The following is a 14,373-nucleotide window of genomic DNA, read 5'->3' as shown; positions in this document are numbered from 1 at the left end:
TCGCTCAATTGCAACCCAGCATCTCGATTCGGCCTCTTTCAGAACGCCCGTCTTTCTGGCCGGGCGACGCGGATTATCCCGTGATGGTGATTTTGATGTCGGCCTCAGACACCCCCAGGGTGACAGCTAAGCGGCGTTTCGCTTCAGCAATAGTCAGCGGAGCCTCAGTTGCTTCGGCCTTCTCCTGAGATTCAACGTCATCCTCTTCCTGTTCATCGAGAGTGGTCGCAATCATCGGCACCTTAGCTATTGCAGGGTTAGCCAATCCGGCCCCAGCCCCAACCAGGGTTACAGGCTGGTCTTTTTCCTCGTCATAGAGAGAGAGCCAAATCCCCCGGCCGACCGGCATTGTATAGTCAGCCGCCTTTCGCGCGGCATAGGCGCGGTCATATCTCGCCCTCATGTCGTCCGCGTCGATCATGTGGACTTGGGCAAACTTGGGATTGTCACGGTCGTCGACGCTGGAAGCGACAACGAAATCGACGTCAGCGAGCGTTGCCCAGTCGGTATCAGTTTTGTTGCGAGGGAATGCTATCCATGTGTCTTGGGATGTCCGAATTGAAACCTTCTTTGATACTTTGCCTTTTGTAATCCTGCGAACGCTCGCCTTGCCGATCCTGCTAATGCGCTCGACCATCCATCCTTCGTTTTCCAAAGCGCGAACGGCAATTTGAAATAGATGAGCGCGGGTGCTGATTTTTTCGGCTGTTCCAGAGACGTTTGTCATTTCTCCTCTCTTTCTCATTTCTCTCTAAATACTGTTTGGAACAAACATAGAGATTTCCCCGACAATGTCAATGAAAAACTAGAACAGGCCCATGAGGCAAAAAAGAATGACGTTTCTCTCTGTATTCTCTCTGGAGAGAAACGAAATGTCATGGATAGATTGCAGGCCATCACGGACCTGCACGTTGCCTTCCGCCAACGGATACGGGGCCGAGGTCGATGCCGTGAAGCCGAGCCTATCGCTTGGCGCTCGCAGTTCGGCGTTCGCTCGAGCATCGTCCCCGAGCAGGACACGAGCAGCTGCCACCTTGGCCCTGGGATCACCCAGCGGCAACATTGCAAGCCGACGGCAATGCGTCGCCACCCCATCTTCTCGCGATCTCCCACCGGTTGACCCGATTGTCGGGATCGCAGGCGGCGCAACGTGCACCAAGAATCTGGTCCTCGAGACGCGCCATGACGGCGCGTGACGAGGCCTTCGACCGCGTCGACCTCGAGCTTGTCCAAGGAGATGTCGTCCCTGTCCCTGGCCTATCTGACCGCCACGCTCACGGCCATTGGCAACGGCCATAAGCAGAGCCAGATCGACCGCGCCAAGGCGCGATGCCTCTGTGTCGACAGCTCACTTCCGATAACCAACGAGGAGTTCCTTGACCCCCGGCCGAGTGTGGACGTAGGTTGCATCGAATTCGCGGGGGGCGTTTTTAGTTGAGCACTGCGTTACAAGAGGTCATGCTGGCCTTAGGTGATCCCGACACCGCAGAAAGGGGCGGCGCTCACAATCAGAAAGGAATCGAGTTCCAAAAGAACTGGGCGATCGTGAAGATGTTCGCCTTGAAGGCAAAGGGCGACATCGACTTCCTGTTCCTCTTTGAGGCTGTACAGGATATTGCCGTTCTGAACTCTTCGACCGCGCCCACCACAATCGAAGTCTTTCAGGTCAAAAAGAAGGACCGCAAGGAATGGACGTGGGCGTCGCTCACGAACCTACATGTCCCCGATGATCCTTCAAAAAAATCGAAGGCAAAAGCTAAGAAGACGAAGCCGCTGGACGGATTCGCCGAAAGCCCACTCGGAAAGCTCTTCGCCGCCCTCTCTGGTTTCAAGACCTTGAAAGTCTCGGGAGGCTTCATCTCGAACGCGGGATGCGACCTCGAGCTCGCTGCGGGCGGTAACGCGGCAACTTCCCTCCCTATCGCGCTTTCCGAGCTCCCGGCACACTTCACGGACCTGCTCCACGCGGCGCTCGATACCGTTCACAAGCCAGGAAGCGCGAAATCTGACCTGTCGCAGGTCCTGCTCGAGAAGGTCGACGTTCCCGTGGACGACGCCCAGACCTATACCATTGGGATCGTCCACAAATTCCTGGACAGTGTGAGCCCCATGCACGCCGGACAGGCGCGGTCTTTCGTCGAGAGCCTGCTGGCCAAGCTCGGTCCGCTCGGAGCGAAGACAGCGAAGGCCACGACGATAGAAGACATGAAGTCCAGGCACGGCTATAGCTTGGAACAGCTGAACGCTGCGCTCGGAGCCCTACAGCAGACCCCCGACGTCGACTTCCACCTCAGGCAATGGCTCGACCAGCTCGCGAAAGAAGGGCTCGTGTTCTGGGAGATTTCGCAGATACTCGCGGCGTCTACTGGAATATTCAGTCGGAAGCTGCTCGGGACCCCACTGCCTGCAGATGTCGACATTTCGGCATGCTGCGAAGCGTGGCTCGCCGTCAACACGATGGGCGCTAGTCTCATGCCTGTTTTCGAGAGCGGCATGGCACATTTGCGCTCGGAATTCCCGTTGGCTAAGAAAGCCGATCTCCAAGCCCATTTTCTGTTGAAAGCGATCGAGAAATGCGTGGACCCGAGTTAGCGCGCCTCGTCAGGAGTCTGCGGACAAAATCATATGAAAAACTTCAGATTCAAAAGCATATGGCTGCTCTCCGAAAACGAGCAGCGGGCCAGGACGGAGAGCTTCAGCCCGAAGAAAACGTTGTTGGTGGGGATGAACCACACGGGCAAGTCGAGCCTGATTAAGTCACTCTTCATCGCGCTTGGGGCCTTTCCCACTGGCGATCTCGATCGATGGAGCAAGGACGCGACGGTTCTGGTGGAGTTTTCCGTCGACGACGTGGTCTATTACGTCGTCCAGCAGCACAATCACCGCGGGCTTTTCAGCGCCGGGGGAAATTTGGAATTTGCGTCCGCCAACGCGACCGATTGGGGGCGCAGGTTCGCCGATCTCACCGGTTTCAATTTAGTTCTGACCGACAGGCAGTTGAGGTCAGTGACGGGTGATGCGAGGACTTTCTTCCTGCCGTTCTACATCAACCAGGACGGAAGCTGGCTCTCCGCCTGGTCGACATTCGCCAACCTGCAGCAGTACCAAAAGCCGATCGAATCCGTGCTTGAGTACTTTACGGGCGTTAAGCCGCCCGAGTACTACGAGCTCAATTCCCAGAAGCTCGTCCATCAGAAGGAACTCGCGGAATTCAAAAGCGAGGAGAAAATCATCAAGAGCATCAAGGAGCGGTTCGGCAAAACCGTGCCTCTCGATGGCCCGAAGACGATACCGAAGATGTTCGACCAAGACATTGCGCGGCTGACCGAAGAGATCACGGCGCTGAACATCGAGCAAGAGCAACTCAGGAATACGATCGTTCGGGAGAGAGAAACCGCCGAAAGTCTGACGCTGCAGACGAAAATGGCGGAACAGGCCCTGGCCCATTACGACAGCGATGCGGCCTTTCTGCAGATGGAGCCGCACGAGGTGCTGGTTTGTCCAATCTGCCATGCCGAGCACGACAAGACCTTCATGGATATTCTGCGGTATTCCGAGGACGCTCGTGTGCTCCGGAGCCTGGTCGTTCAATTGAAAGACGAGTCTCGCAAGGCGAGCAATGTCCTAGCCACATCGAAGGCCCGTCTCCGACAACTCGACGAAAAATACGCGCGGATTTCGACGATCCTCGAGACACGGCGCGGCGACCTGCTATTGGAAGACGTCGTCCGGGCCATGGGGGCCGAGACAGCGTTCGCCGCCTTTGAGGCTGAATTGGTCGATCTCGAAGCGAAGATCAATCCGCTTGTGATCACCATCGATAGGCTGACTGACCAACTCAGAGAATTGACTAGCACGAGGAGGTCCAAGGATATCCTCACCATTTTTCGAACGTCCTATGCGGTTGCCTTGCAGGCCCTGAACATGCCGCCTGTGGACACGAAGGGAATGAAGTTGTCCAGCCGTCCCAAGCTTTCCGGCAGTGGGGGGCCGAGGTCTATTTTGGCGTACTATGCGGCGCTCTGGCGAACCTCGCTGAGTGATTACGGCTCGTTCTCTGTGCCTGCCGTGATCGACTCCCCTCAGCAACAAGGACAGGACGCCGCTAACCTACCAATCATGATCGAGTACATCGCCACCAAACTGCCCGCGGACATGCAGATCATATTGGCTGTGGAAGCGCCTACGACGTTCCGCTTCGACAAGGTGATAAAATTCGACGAGCCTTATCATCTCTTGAAGGCGAGTGAGTTCGACAGCGTGAGCAAATTCATACGCCCGTTCAAGGACTCGATGTATGCTGAGTTGATTGGAAAAGAAGACCCCGACGCCGACTAAGCGACTTCGTAGTCATTATGCGTGAGCTGTGAACCCTTGCGCAATAGAACGAGGCTTGCCGTCGAACGGCTCTGCAAGCCCTCCCGGGCCGAGAGTCGGAACCGTGGGGGATGTTAGATTTCAACAAGAAGACTCGGATCGAACCCTGTGCTTTCCCCTGGATAACCACGGGCATTCGAGACAACGCGCGTATCGCCAACCAGGTAGTCGCTACGGTGATGGACATGTCCGTGCACCCACAGCGTTGGCCCGACCTCGGAGATCAGGTCTTCCAAATCCGAAGCATAGCAAGCCGAAAGCGGATCATGTCGAAACTCGGCGGAAATCGAGCGAGGAGATGGCGCGTGATGCGTGACCACTACCGCCTTCCGACCCGTACGTGCACGAAGTTCAGATGCGATGTAGTCCCTGGTCTCGACGTGCTTCCCATACGCGTGGATTGGCTTGAACCTGCGATATGGGGTCTTTGAATACTTGATCTTCTTGAAGTCGTTCATCCCGCTTTGCGCATAAGCCATGCTGACTCCGGGATTTCGACCGAAAAGCCGGAAATCCGACCATAGGGTCCCGCCGATGAACCGGACGTCGCCGATGTCGATGGCGTCGTTTTCCAGGAAGTGGACGTTTGAATGACCTCTGGCGGCCCCACGGGCGTCCAGAATCCCTGACTGCAAGCAAGCACCGTAGAACTCGTGGTTGCCCGCGACGAAAACTACCGGAATGTCGGCCGCGAATTGGGTGAGCCATTTGATACTGGGCACCACGCCTTTCGTCAGTACGTCGCCGGCGCAAACCATGACGTCGACGTTTTCCGGCGGGGTCTCTGTAAATGGCCATCCGAATTCCAGGTGAAGATCGGAAACGATCCAGATTCTCATTCACTATCCCTTGTCGTGCCTATCCATCGCTGCAGATGGGGGAGCGGCGCTTTCGGCCTCGCGTGCGGGCGATCCCAATTCCATCGGCGTCTTCCAGTTAACGCAGGTCCTATTTGGAAAGAAATGGATGGTGAGGCAGGTATCGAGCCGCGAACGCTCGCCTCAGTTCCATGGCAAGCGGGTCGTAAGGTAAACGGAGCGACCGTTTGACTTCATCCGGTGGAAGCCATCCGTCCTGTAGACGCCATCGGCGGCAGAAGAGGTCATCCAGATGATCCCGGTGGAAACCCTCCAGCAGGACCCGGATTTCGTCCTTCGTTCTCGGCTGGGCTCGATGCTGCACCTCGAGCGCATGCCGGACGCAGACCTCGTCGTCGGTTACCAATGCGATCTCTTCGATCTCGGCGGCAATATCAGCGGGAACGCTCTCCAGCGCCGAACTACATGCTGCGAGGAAACGCTCGTTCCGAGTGAAATCCATCGCCCATTCGGGCGGATCGTCACGCCACAAGATCGGTTCCGCAGCCTCGGTCCACCACCCGCCGACGATGAGCCCCAGACATCGAAAAGCGTCGAACGCTTCCGGTGCGAGGTAAGCTGGACCGCAGCCATGCGAAGCACGGATGTTTGGCCGAAAGCGCCCCAGCGGATTGGGCTGTCCGCGGGAGCCTGCGAAATGACGGTAACCGAGGAGGTTGCTCTGCGCCGCGACCCAAATGACTGCGGTCGCTACGTCATCCCAGCGTGGTAGGACTTCGGGTATTTCGGGTTCAGCGATCGGTATTGCTCCGCCAAATATCGTCCTTGCCTGTCCGAGTGCCGCCAACGCGTCGCAACCGACCTCGTACGCTGTGATAAAGAGGTGGTCCCACGCGACGGAGGGATCGCCGGGCAGATTGTCCGAAAGAAACTCGATGACCGGCGCTGTCCACGCAGGGGCGGTCGTGCGGTTATCAAAGCGACATTCGGACTCCGCCCGCTGCGGTGCGACGGTCTGCCACCGTTCCTCATCGCCGTGCTTAGGCCCACCGACCACGATGCGGCGTCCGAGCGATGTGAAGCCAGCGCTGTCGAGCACCTCTCCCAAAGAGCCGGGCAATGCTGTTTTCGATTTAACCGTTCGGCTGTTGCGAGGTCGCCTTGCTTTTCCCATCACGTAGCCGCCTTCTTCGCTAAACTCACGGTCGGTCGCCGATGCCTGTCCATGATTTCGAAGACTTCGTCGCCTGACATCACCGTCACGTCCATCAGTCGATCGACAATGGTATCCAGAGCGGCCCGCCGGGCTCGCACAGCGGACTTCGCGCGCTCGAACTCGCTTTCCAGGACCGCGTGAACGTGTCTCCGAAATTCGAGATTGTATGTACGCAACCGCTCAAGCTGGACCTGGTCCTCGACGACGAGGGTATGCCCCATGCCGAGCCCCCCCTCGAGGATTGTCGCTAGCTCGGTTGCTCTGTTTAAGTCGGCGGTGTCCGAGCCCGAAGCGCCGTCGGTAAATGATCCGAAGAGTTCCAGTTCGGCAGCTATGCCGCCAAGGCACACGGCGATCGCGTTACGATAGTCGGCAGGCGTCTTTGGCCTATCGCGGGTTTGATCGTACTGGACGTAGCCCAGTCCACTGCGTTTCCCATCGATCCTGTAGCGCGAAATCCTGACCTCGCTCACGCGCCCGTAGCCGATTTCGAATGCCACGATAGCGTGACCTGCCTCGTGAACGGCAAGCGAGCGCAGAAACTCCTCCGGCAGCTCCGTTACCCTCGGCAATTGCTCGACGATGTGATCTCCCGAAAGGACTTCCACACGCCGCCGCGCCACCCGCTTGGCATCCCGGACGAGTTGTTCGATGTCGGCACCGGACAGGCCATTTGTCGCCATGCCGAACTTCTCGGCCTGGGACTGATCCAAATCGAGGCCGCTGTGGAATGCCAGGATCGATAACCGTGACCTCGCATCAGGAAGCGCAATTTCGAGTTGCCGATCCAGTCGCCCTGGCCGCCGGATCGCGGGATCGAGTTGGTCGGGATAATTGCAGGCTCCAATCACAACGACGCCCTCGCGACGATCGAAGCCATCCAGAAGCTGCAGGAACCCCGCCATCGCGGCTCGTAAATAGCCGCGGTTTCGATCTGTCTCCGTGCGATCGCCGAACGTATCGACCTCGTCGACGAACAGGATAGACGGCGCTTTCTCTCTCGCCTCGGCAAAGGAAGCCCGCATGGCTTTCAAGTGACTATCAAGCGCGCCTGCTTCCTGCCATTCCGAAACCGACCCGTAGATGATCGGCACCTGGCAGGAATTGGCGAGCGCGCTTACAAACATCGTCTTTCCGACACCTGGAGGTCCGGAAAGTAAGACCCCATTGTCTACATCGCTCCACGGGAGAACACCCGCCTTGTAGTCGGCGAGGTCCTTCGCAAGACTGGTTCCCCATTCGAGGGCAGGTCCGTATCCGTGCATGTCGGCAAGTGTCGGTCCCAACGATTTTGAGACCTCTGGCGCGGGTTTCGACGGCATGCGCGAATGAGTTCGCAATCTCTCCAGGGCAAGCATGGGATGACGTCGATCCTGAAAAGCCTTGACCAATCGCGGCCAGGGCTCCGAGAGAAGCAGGTCGACGTCCCGCTCACATAGCGGCAGACCGGCACGTCGAAGCGCAGCTTCTGCATGTCGCCTCGTCCGTGGCTTCAAATCCAGGAGCGCGTCGGAAAACAGTCTCTCGTCGTCGTCGAGATTGTAGTCGGGCGGAGCGATGAAGATCGCTCTTTTGTTTTTATGAGCCTCCATTTCATCGCGAAATGACCGGTCCTTCCACTCGTAGGCGTAGGATGTGAACTCCCGGCACGTCCAGATGCCGGCAGCGAAAGCCTCCACCGCTTCCGCATAGACCGGATAGTAGAAATCATCCTTGGCTCGAAGGGTCACAATGAATTTCGATTGCGATATGTTCCAAGCCCGGAGTGACGCCGCGACCCCGCAGTACGCCATGAAAACAGGCAACGTGACAGTCGTATTGCGGACCTGCGTATCCGTCTTCCAAGGCACACGTGTGCGTTTGCCGGAACGTGTTGTCGGCATTGCTATCTCCTCGAATTTCGAAAATTCCGGTGGCTGGGTCACCCAGCGCTGAGCGCGGAAAGATTCATCGTCGCAGTTTGCTGGGTGCGATCGCTCCAGCAATCCGGATCGACCAGAGGGCCCAGCCGATGCCAACGGGACACCGTACGCGCGATCACCGATCGGAAATCCATGTAAATAAGCGCGCTCGGACACGTCGACCTGCCATCGGAGACGGGATGGGATGTCCGATTGAACGACCCAGGCAGGGCACCGTTTGCTTCTCTATCGTCCATCTGTTGTCTGTCCTGCGGTCAATGAATCGGAAACCGTCTCGCGGTGCGGCCAACACCATCGCCGAGGCGGCTAGCCGTGATCGGCGAACGTGGCAGGCCGGCGACCTTCCGGGTGGGTTCAGGGTCTTCATTTTCTCTCCTGATTCGTCGTGTCGCTGGCGTCACGAATTGCAATAGAGCAGAAATAGTCCTTTGTGGAGTCTAAAAGGACTCCGCAAGGGCATTATTTGACAATTTCCGGTTTCGCCGGCTCCTCGTGTCCATGATCGTCTTTCTCAGTCCGGATGCCTTGCGGGCGGCCCGAGCGCTCGCAAGGCTCGACCAGCGCTCCGTGGAAAGCCGAGCGCATGTCTCGAGAAAGGTTTTGAGGGCGTGCGAGACCGACGGTTCTCCTACGCTGGAGCCAATTGCCCGCCTTCGGCAATTTTACGACAGCCTCGGCATCGAGTTCCTGGGTTGCCTGAATTTCACGACGAACCGCGTTGTCGGTGCCGGCGTGCGGTGGAAGTATCAGGCGTCGCCGGACGGAGCCTCGACCGGCAGCCAATGGCATCGCGAGCACATGGGCTTCGCCTTCACTGCCGCGAGGGCACTTTCGGGGCTTGAACAGCGGCAGGTCGCGTCACGGGCCAAGCTTGCTCCCAAGCAGGTGAGAAACCTCGAGCAGGGATACGGCGGCTTTACCCGGCGGAGCTTCGATACGCTTCGGGACTACTACGAAGAAACCGGCATGGAATTCCTCGGTGTCGGCGTCGACGCTGGTGGGGAGCGGTCTTATTTCGGCGTGGGCGTCCGCTGGTCTCCGAGGTCACTTGAGGCGGAACCCGCGTCGCAGCCGGTCCCGTCATGATCATCCGCGACACGGGGCCGCGGGAGCGCTCTGGAACGCGGGAGCCAGGGTCGGTCGCCTCTCCGATCGCTTATGCCCATCCCGGCGCATTTCGAGCGGCACGGGCGATGGTGGGTCTCACGCAGACTCAACTGGCGGCTTGTCTTGGGATGTCGCGGAGGTCGCTGGCCGCTTGCGAGACGGGAGCGGGTGCCACGCTGAAGACGATCGCCGCGCTTCGGGATTACTACGAACGCTCTGGCATAGAATTCCTCGGGACGGTCAACTTGACCACCAACGAGGTTCACGGGTCGGGCGCTTGCTGGAAACTGGCGGCACTGTGGTGTAGATGTGCGTCATCGTTGTTTCCCGGCGATGCGAACTTTTCTGCCGCCAGGGCGCTCCTGGGGCTCGAGGAGCGGGAGGTGGCCAGGGGTGCGGGCCTGACGCCGAGGCAGATCGGGAACCTCGAAAGCGGGCGGTCCTTCACCAGGAAGGGTTACGATCGGCTCCGCGGCTTCTTCGAAGACAGCGGAGTGGAGTTTCTTAGCTTCAGGACGAGCGTCCGCGATTACATCGGGCTTGGGGTTCGAGTTGCATCCAAGGAAGCACGCTTGCGCCCAGGGCTTTGGGCAAACCGCGAGGCCGGGTGGCGACGCTCCTAAATTCCTGCCGATTTTGTAATTCGCGTATCGTATTTGTTACCTCAATTACCGATTTTGATTCCACTCTCGCGTTGTGCTTTTCTCGCTTGGTATCGATGAAATCGGAAGGTGACAGCGATGGCCAAGCGCCCCCCGCGCAGACCACGAGATGTTCGTGCGTTCTCCAATCCGCATGGCGTTTATACCTACCGCGAGGTCTGCGAGCTGACAAAGCTTTCCAGGCAGACGATCTACCGCCTCCGGAAGAAGGGCTTGTTTCCCGAGCCCGGGAACCTTACGGACAACCCCAATGGCCCCAAAGTCTGGCCGATACCGGTCATCCACCGGTGGATGGCGAGCCGGTTGGGACAGGACTCGCCCGCGGATGACGACGGCGACGACGAGGACGGCGAGGACGACGATGACGGGGATGGCGGATGGAGGGCGGCCCCGCCGCTCTCGTCGGTTTCAGGCACCGCTCATACAAAGAAGCGTCCGGCCTTTTCGAGCCTCAGCGAGAGATCGATCGCGCCGGCCTCTAGGACCGCCACGATCTCCTCCAGTCTATCGCCGAGCGCCGATTTCGGCTTCTCGATCCATTGGTGCCGCCACGGAACGTCGTGGAACGGGCTGTAGGCCGTAAGCTTCAATCGGCCGCTCGGCCTCCTCCGGTACGTCTTCCATGTATAGCCAACGAACTCGGCCATGTTGAATTGCGACGCTGGGACAAAATTGCCGTCGCCAGCATATGCCAGATGCTGTTTCTCGCTGACCTCCACGAGCGAAAGGCCGAGCGGAACGCCTCCGATGTGCACCACGGTCGGCCGAAGCGGTGTCCACGGGAGCGGGCTGTCCGGTCGTGCCGGATCAGGCTGGACAGCCTCGTCGTAGTTGTCGATATCGACCCGGATAAGGATTTTAGAACCGGTTGCGATTCCGACGGGATGGCCGGACGCCTCAAGTCGGTTGAACAGCGCGCTTGCGAACCGCAGGCAGCTGTCCAGTCCCGCAGCCGACGTCGCGATATCGACGAGGAGCTTCCGGCGTGGCTTGAGGTAATAACCGTCGGAACCGGTTTGAGCAGTCCGGAAGTCATCCTCCGCTCGCCGCACCAGTTCGTGCGGTTCGTCTTTCTTTCTAGGTGCGAGGGCCGGCCTTTCCTTCTGGGGCGCGGCGAGCTTCAGCTTCTTTGGCTTGCGGCGGCGCGCAAACCCGATGGCATCCCCTTTTTTCCACGACTGCCGCGTACCCGGGCCTGCCGCGGGGAGCTCGGGCACGGGGCCGGCGTTGCCGGTTTCGTGATTTCTCCAATAACCGCGCGACGGCTTTGGAACTTCCAGGGCCCGGCAGACGTGGCCGAGGTAGCTGTCGGAGATTTTCAGACGCGCTGCTGCCTCGACGCCGGGGACGCTCCAGACCAACGCGTAGAGGTCGTCGCGGGTGATTGTGGTCATCGCCGCCTCCCTCGCGTTGTCTTCTCGGCTTCCGTCGCCTCCGCGGGGCGGAAGTCCTCCCATGAACCGCCCGCGGGTTCGTCGTCCCAGAAATCTCCCTTGGAACCCTCGACCACTTCGCCGAGCCTGTCATGCAGCTTCGCCATCGCCTTTCGTCGTTGTGGAATTTGGCGGAACTGGTCATACAGTCCCTCCATTCCCTTCTTGCTGTGGTTGAGGATTCCCTCCGCCACGTCGCTGGGAACATCCAGAGCCGACAGCGCCGTCCGGTCCACCCGCCTCCCGTCGTGCAGCACGAAATGCCGCATGACCTTGGTCGGATCGATCTCCCGTAGGGCCGCCTCCGCCCTGGCGCGCAAAGCGTTCGTCGCCGCGCCGAAACCGTTGATCGGCGACTGGCCGTGGCTCGAGCTGAACACGTAGTCTCCATGCCCCGTGGAGAGACTGCGGCGAATGTCGGCGAGCAACTCCATCAGTTGGTCCGAAAGCGGGACAAGGTGCTCGACGAGCTTGCCCTTGACTCTAATGGGAGGCGCTCTCCAGACTCTCCGCCCCGGGTCCAACTCTGACCAGCGCATCCCCGCGACCGCGCTCCTCCGCTCGACAATCAGAAGGAGGACTTTGAAATACGGACCGTATGGATAGGGCATTTCCTCGGCGGCCTGCCAGTACGCCCGCAACTCCCATGGTTCCAGGACATGCAGCCGCGCGTTCTTCCAAAGCTCGAGGTCTCCGGGATTCACCCCCTCCAACGGGTTGACTGCTATTCCGTAGGGCCCGCAGCGGAGCGGCGAGTTGACCCACTTGAAGAATGCCTGGAGCTGCTCGAAGAGCAGATAGGCTTGGCTCATGGTCCGCCAGCTCACGTCCTCGATGATTACACCGAGGTCCGCTCGTGTCACCTCGGCGACGGGCTTTTCCAGCGTTTCGGCGGCCTCGGGATTGTCGAGAAGGGTCCGACGGATCACGCCGATGTCGTCCGGAACATGTCGCGTGTATCGCCGGTCTGGCAACCAGGAGATGAAATCTACGAGGGCCGAGCGAAAGACCCTTCGCTCCTCGAGGCGCTTCTCCCGCTCTGTCCGCTCCTGTTCTTCCGCCGGGTCGATTCCACGCTTGATCTTCTCGTTCCAATCGCGGGCGGTGATCCGCGCCGCCTCCAGTGAGATTTTCGGAAATTCGTCGATCTTCCTGCGGGTAGTCCTGGCATCGCCGGGGAACCTGGCCATCAGCACGAACACCTTGGTCCGCGTGCCCACCCTGACGACGAGGTTGGCGACGTCGCCGTCGTGGACGTCATATCGCCTCCCGGACTTGGTGGGCTTCAGCCTCTCGATCCTTTCTTCATCCAATACACGCGCTCTTTTCATTGCCGTGCTCCAGTTTGGGCAGCGCGATGGGCGGCAATGCCGCCGAACGGTCGTGTTTAGCCGCCTGTCGGGAATCAAACCCCTCGGCGATAGTGAAGTCAATGATTTCAATTGGTTAGTACCAAATGTTACCGAATGACACCGCCTGGTACCGACCGGCCAAACTGCTCATAACCGCTTGGTTGGGGGTTCGAGTCCCTCCGGGCCCACCATTTTCCAAAGCCGCCAAAGTGGCCATAGGTCCCCTTCAATGGCACCCCTGTTTATTGTCGGTTGCGCATATTCATGATAGCTTAACCACGTTTTCGCGCTTGTGAGGCCAGGGATGGCAAGACGGGGGTGCGCGATGAATGTGTTTTGGGCAAGCTTCATCTGTCTCGGCCTTGGGATTTCCGCCGCTTCGGCGGGACCGCTGCATGACGCTGCGCGCGAGGGCAATGTCGAGCGCGTCAGGCAGCTTGCGGATCAGGGTGCAAACCTCTCCGAGCCTGACGCCACCGGCGAGCCGGCGCTGCTGATTGCAGCTCTTTCGGGCAAGGCCGATGTCGTTACCCTTCTTCTCGACCGGGGCTGCGATATCGAAATCCGCAACAAGGGCGGGCTGACGGCCCTGCATGCGGCGGCCTATGGCGGCCATCTCGATGTCGTGGAACTTCTCGTGGCGAGAGGTGCCTCGGTCAACGACCACAAGAACTTCTACAGCATGACGCCGCTGCACGCCGCAGCCGAAGAAGGCCACGCCGATATCATTGCTTTCCTGCTCGCGCAGAAGGCCGATATCGAGCCGAAGGAACGAAACGGCTACACGCCGGTGACGCAGGCCGGATGGCGGTCGCACTGGGATTCCGTCACCCTATTGTTGAAAGCGGGCGCCGCCTGTCAGGGCGCGGACCTTACGGGTCAGTGGCTCTATGACGAGTGCACGAAGCGCAAATGACCGTGCGCGCCTGGAAACGGGAGCAATGAAATGTCTCACTGGAATGGATTTGTGAAGGCTGCGGCCATGGGCGGCCTTGCCGTCCTGCTGCTTGCCGAACCCGCCCCGGCGGAGGATTTCGTCAATACCGGCTATTTCGGGGATGTGGCGATCAAGGGTTATGACCCGGTCGCCTATTTCACCGACGACAAGGCGGTGCAGGGATCGCCGCAATATTCCCACCACTGGCTGGGCGCGACCTGGTATTTCGCCAGCGCCGAACATCGCGACATGTTCGTCAAGGATCCCGGCAAATATGCCCCGCAATATGGCGGCTACTGCGCCGATGGCGTGTCCTTCGGAACGGTGACGACCAATATCGACCCGAATGCCTGGCGGATCATCGACGGCAAGCTCTATATCAGCTACGATCCGGGGGCCGCCGAGGGGCTGGTGAAGAACCCGACGAAAGTGGTCGATTCCCAGAAGCACTGGTCGGAAGTGCAGAACATCCTGATCTCGGAAAAGGCGCAGAAGGACTGGCAGCATCCGTCCGCCCAATAGGCGGCTGCCCTTTTGACAATCCGGGCT

12 protein-coding genes and 1 pseudogene are annotated in these 14,373 nt (G+C 59.3%); 7 read left to right on the top strand and 6 right to left on the bottom strand.

What is annotated here, in order from left to right; genetic code table 11:
* Nucleotides 1-73: 73 nt before the first annotated feature.
* Nucleotides 74-727 carry a hypothetical protein gene (locus ACFPWW_RS03940; RefSeq protein ID WP_377310513.1) on the bottom strand — a complete coding sequence of 218 codons (654 nt, stop codon included), beginning with the start codon at nt 725-727 and terminating at the stop codon, nt 74-76.
* Between the two features lie 707 nt (nt 728-1,434).
* On the opposite strand from ACFPWW_RS03940, the gene ACFPWW_RS03935 reads away from it, so the two are divergent.
* Both ACFPWW_RS03935 and ACFPWW_RS03930 read left to right on the top strand, forming a co-directional pair.
* Entirely contained in the window at nt 1,435-2,592 is a 1,158-nt protein-coding gene (locus ACFPWW_RS03935) for a dsDNA nuclease domain-containing protein (RefSeq protein WP_377310511.1), read from the top strand.
* Nucleotides 2,593-2,625: 33 nt separating this feature from the next.
* Entirely contained in the window at nt 2,626-4,338 is a 1,713-nt protein-coding gene (locus tag ACFPWW_RS03930; protein ID WP_377310509.1) for a hypothetical protein, read from the top strand.
* Nucleotides 4,339-4,451: 113 nt separating this feature from the next.
* Here the strand turns inward: ACFPWW_RS03930 and ACFPWW_RS03925 are convergent, their stop codons facing one another.
* The 3 genes from ACFPWW_RS03925 to ACFPWW_RS03915 form a co-directional block, all read right to left on the bottom strand.
* Entirely contained in the window at nt 4,452-5,216 is a 765-nt protein-coding gene (locus tag ACFPWW_RS03925; RefSeq protein WP_377310507.1) for a metallophosphoesterase, read from the bottom strand.
* Between the two features lie 109 nt (nt 5,217-5,325).
* A complete protein-coding gene (locus tag ACFPWW_RS03920; protein WP_377310505.1) occupies nt 5,326-6,372 on the bottom strand; it encodes a hypothetical protein in 1,047 nt (348 codons plus the stop codon).
* Nucleotides 6,369-8,294 (bottom strand): AAA family ATPase, encoded by a 1,926-nt coding sequence (locus ACFPWW_RS03915; RefSeq protein ID WP_377310503.1) that lies wholly within the window; start codon nt 8,292-8,294, stop codon nt 6,369-6,371. The genes ACFPWW_RS03920 and ACFPWW_RS03915 overlap by 4 nt, the downstream gene beginning before the upstream one ends.
* A 537-nt stretch (nt 8,295-8,831) precedes the next feature.
* On the opposite strand from ACFPWW_RS03915, the gene ACFPWW_RS03910 reads away from it, so the two are divergent.
* The 3 genes and pseudogenes from ACFPWW_RS03910 to ACFPWW_RS03900 form a co-directional block, all read left to right on the top strand.
* A complete protein-coding gene (locus ACFPWW_RS03910; protein ID WP_377310502.1) occupies nt 8,832-9,419 on the top strand; it encodes a hypothetical protein in 588 nt (195 codons plus the stop codon).
* Nucleotides 9,416-10,063, top strand: coding sequence for a helix-turn-helix transcriptional regulator (locus tag ACFPWW_RS03905; RefSeq protein ID WP_377310500.1), 648 nt, complete (start codon nt 9,416-9,418; stop codon nt 10,061-10,063). Before ACFPWW_RS03910 ends, ACFPWW_RS03905 begins: the two co-directional genes overlap by 4 nt.
* Nucleotides 10,064-10,180: 117 nt before the next feature.
* Nucleotides 10,181-10,312: pseudogene (locus ACFPWW_RS03900) on the top strand (hypothetical protein); the annotation flags it as partial.
* Between the two features lie 209 nt (nt 10,313-10,521).
* Here ACFPWW_RS03900 and ACFPWW_RS03895 read toward each other — a convergent pair.
* Nucleotides 10,522-11,496, bottom strand: a complete 975-nt coding sequence (locus ACFPWW_RS03895; protein ID WP_377310499.1) for a hypothetical protein — start codon at nt 11,494-11,496, stop codon at nt 10,522-10,524.
* Complete coding sequence (locus ACFPWW_RS03890; RefSeq protein WP_377310497.1) at nt 11,493-12,866, bottom strand: tyrosine-type recombinase/integrase; 1,374 nt, start codon at nt 12,864-12,866, stop codon at nt 11,493-11,495. Before ACFPWW_RS03890 ends, ACFPWW_RS03895 begins: the two co-directional genes overlap by 4 nt.
* Before the next feature lie 346 nt (nt 12,867-13,212).
* On the opposite strand from ACFPWW_RS03890, the gene ACFPWW_RS03885 reads away from it, so the two are divergent.
* Nucleotides 13,213-13,803, top strand: coding sequence for an ankyrin repeat domain-containing protein (locus ACFPWW_RS03885; protein ID WP_112703877.1), 591 nt, complete (start codon nt 13,213-13,215; stop codon nt 13,801-13,803).
* Nucleotides 13,804-13,833: 30 nt separating this feature from the next.
* Nucleotides 13,834-14,346, top strand: coding sequence for a YHS domain-containing (seleno)protein (locus ACFPWW_RS03880; RefSeq protein WP_377310495.1), 513 nt, complete (start codon nt 13,834-13,836; stop codon nt 14,344-14,346).
* Nucleotides 14,347-14,373 lie beyond the last annotated feature (27 nt).

The sequence above is a fragment of the Rhizobium sp. GCM10022189 genome (assembly GCF_042656325.1).
Lineage (GTDB): Bacteria > Pseudomonadota > Alphaproteobacteria > Rhizobiales > Rhizobiaceae > Rhizobium.
The sequence above is the reverse complement of the archived record's forward strand: the minus strand, read 5'-3'. Positions and strand labels throughout refer to the sequence as shown.

What these genes read in the sequence shown, in the direction of transcription:
- ACFPWW_RS03895 (WP_377310499.1), bottom strand. Translation starts at nt 11,496, where the DNA reads ATGACCACAATCACCCGCGACGACCTCTACGCGTTGGTCTGGAGCGTC.
- ACFPWW_RS03885 (WP_112703877.1), top strand. Translation starts at nt 13,213, where the DNA reads ATGAATGTGTTTTGGGCAAGCTTCATCTGTCTCGGCCTTGGGATTTCC.
- ACFPWW_RS03930 (WP_377310509.1), top strand. Translation starts at nt 2,626, where the DNA reads ATGAAAAACTTCAGATTCAAAAGCATATGGCTGCTCTCCGAAAACGAG.
- ACFPWW_RS03890 (WP_377310497.1), bottom strand. Translation starts at nt 12,866, where the DNA reads ATGAAAAGAGCGCGTGTATTGGATGAAGAAAGGATCGAGAGGCTGAAG.
- ACFPWW_RS03940 (WP_377310513.1), bottom strand. Translation starts at nt 727, where the DNA reads ATGACAAACGTCTCTGGAACAGCCGAAAAAATCAGCACCCGCGCTCAT.
- ACFPWW_RS03925 (WP_377310507.1), bottom strand. Translation starts at nt 5,216, where the DNA reads ATGAGAATCTGGATCGTTTCCGATCTTCACCTGGAATTCGGATGGCCA.
- ACFPWW_RS03905 (WP_377310500.1), top strand. Translation starts at nt 9,416, where the DNA reads ATGATCATCCGCGACACGGGGCCGCGGGAGCGCTCTGGAACGCGGGAG.
- ACFPWW_RS03880 (WP_377310495.1), top strand. Translation starts at nt 13,834, where the DNA reads ATGTCTCACTGGAATGGATTTGTGAAGGCTGCGGCCATGGGCGGCCTT.
- ACFPWW_RS03915 (WP_377310503.1), bottom strand. Translation starts at nt 8,294, where the DNA reads ATGCCGACAACACGTTCCGGCAAACGCACACGTGTGCCTTGGAAGACG.
- ACFPWW_RS03910 (WP_377310502.1), top strand. Translation starts at nt 8,832, where the DNA reads ATGATCGTCTTTCTCAGTCCGGATGCCTTGCGGGCGGCCCGAGCGCTC.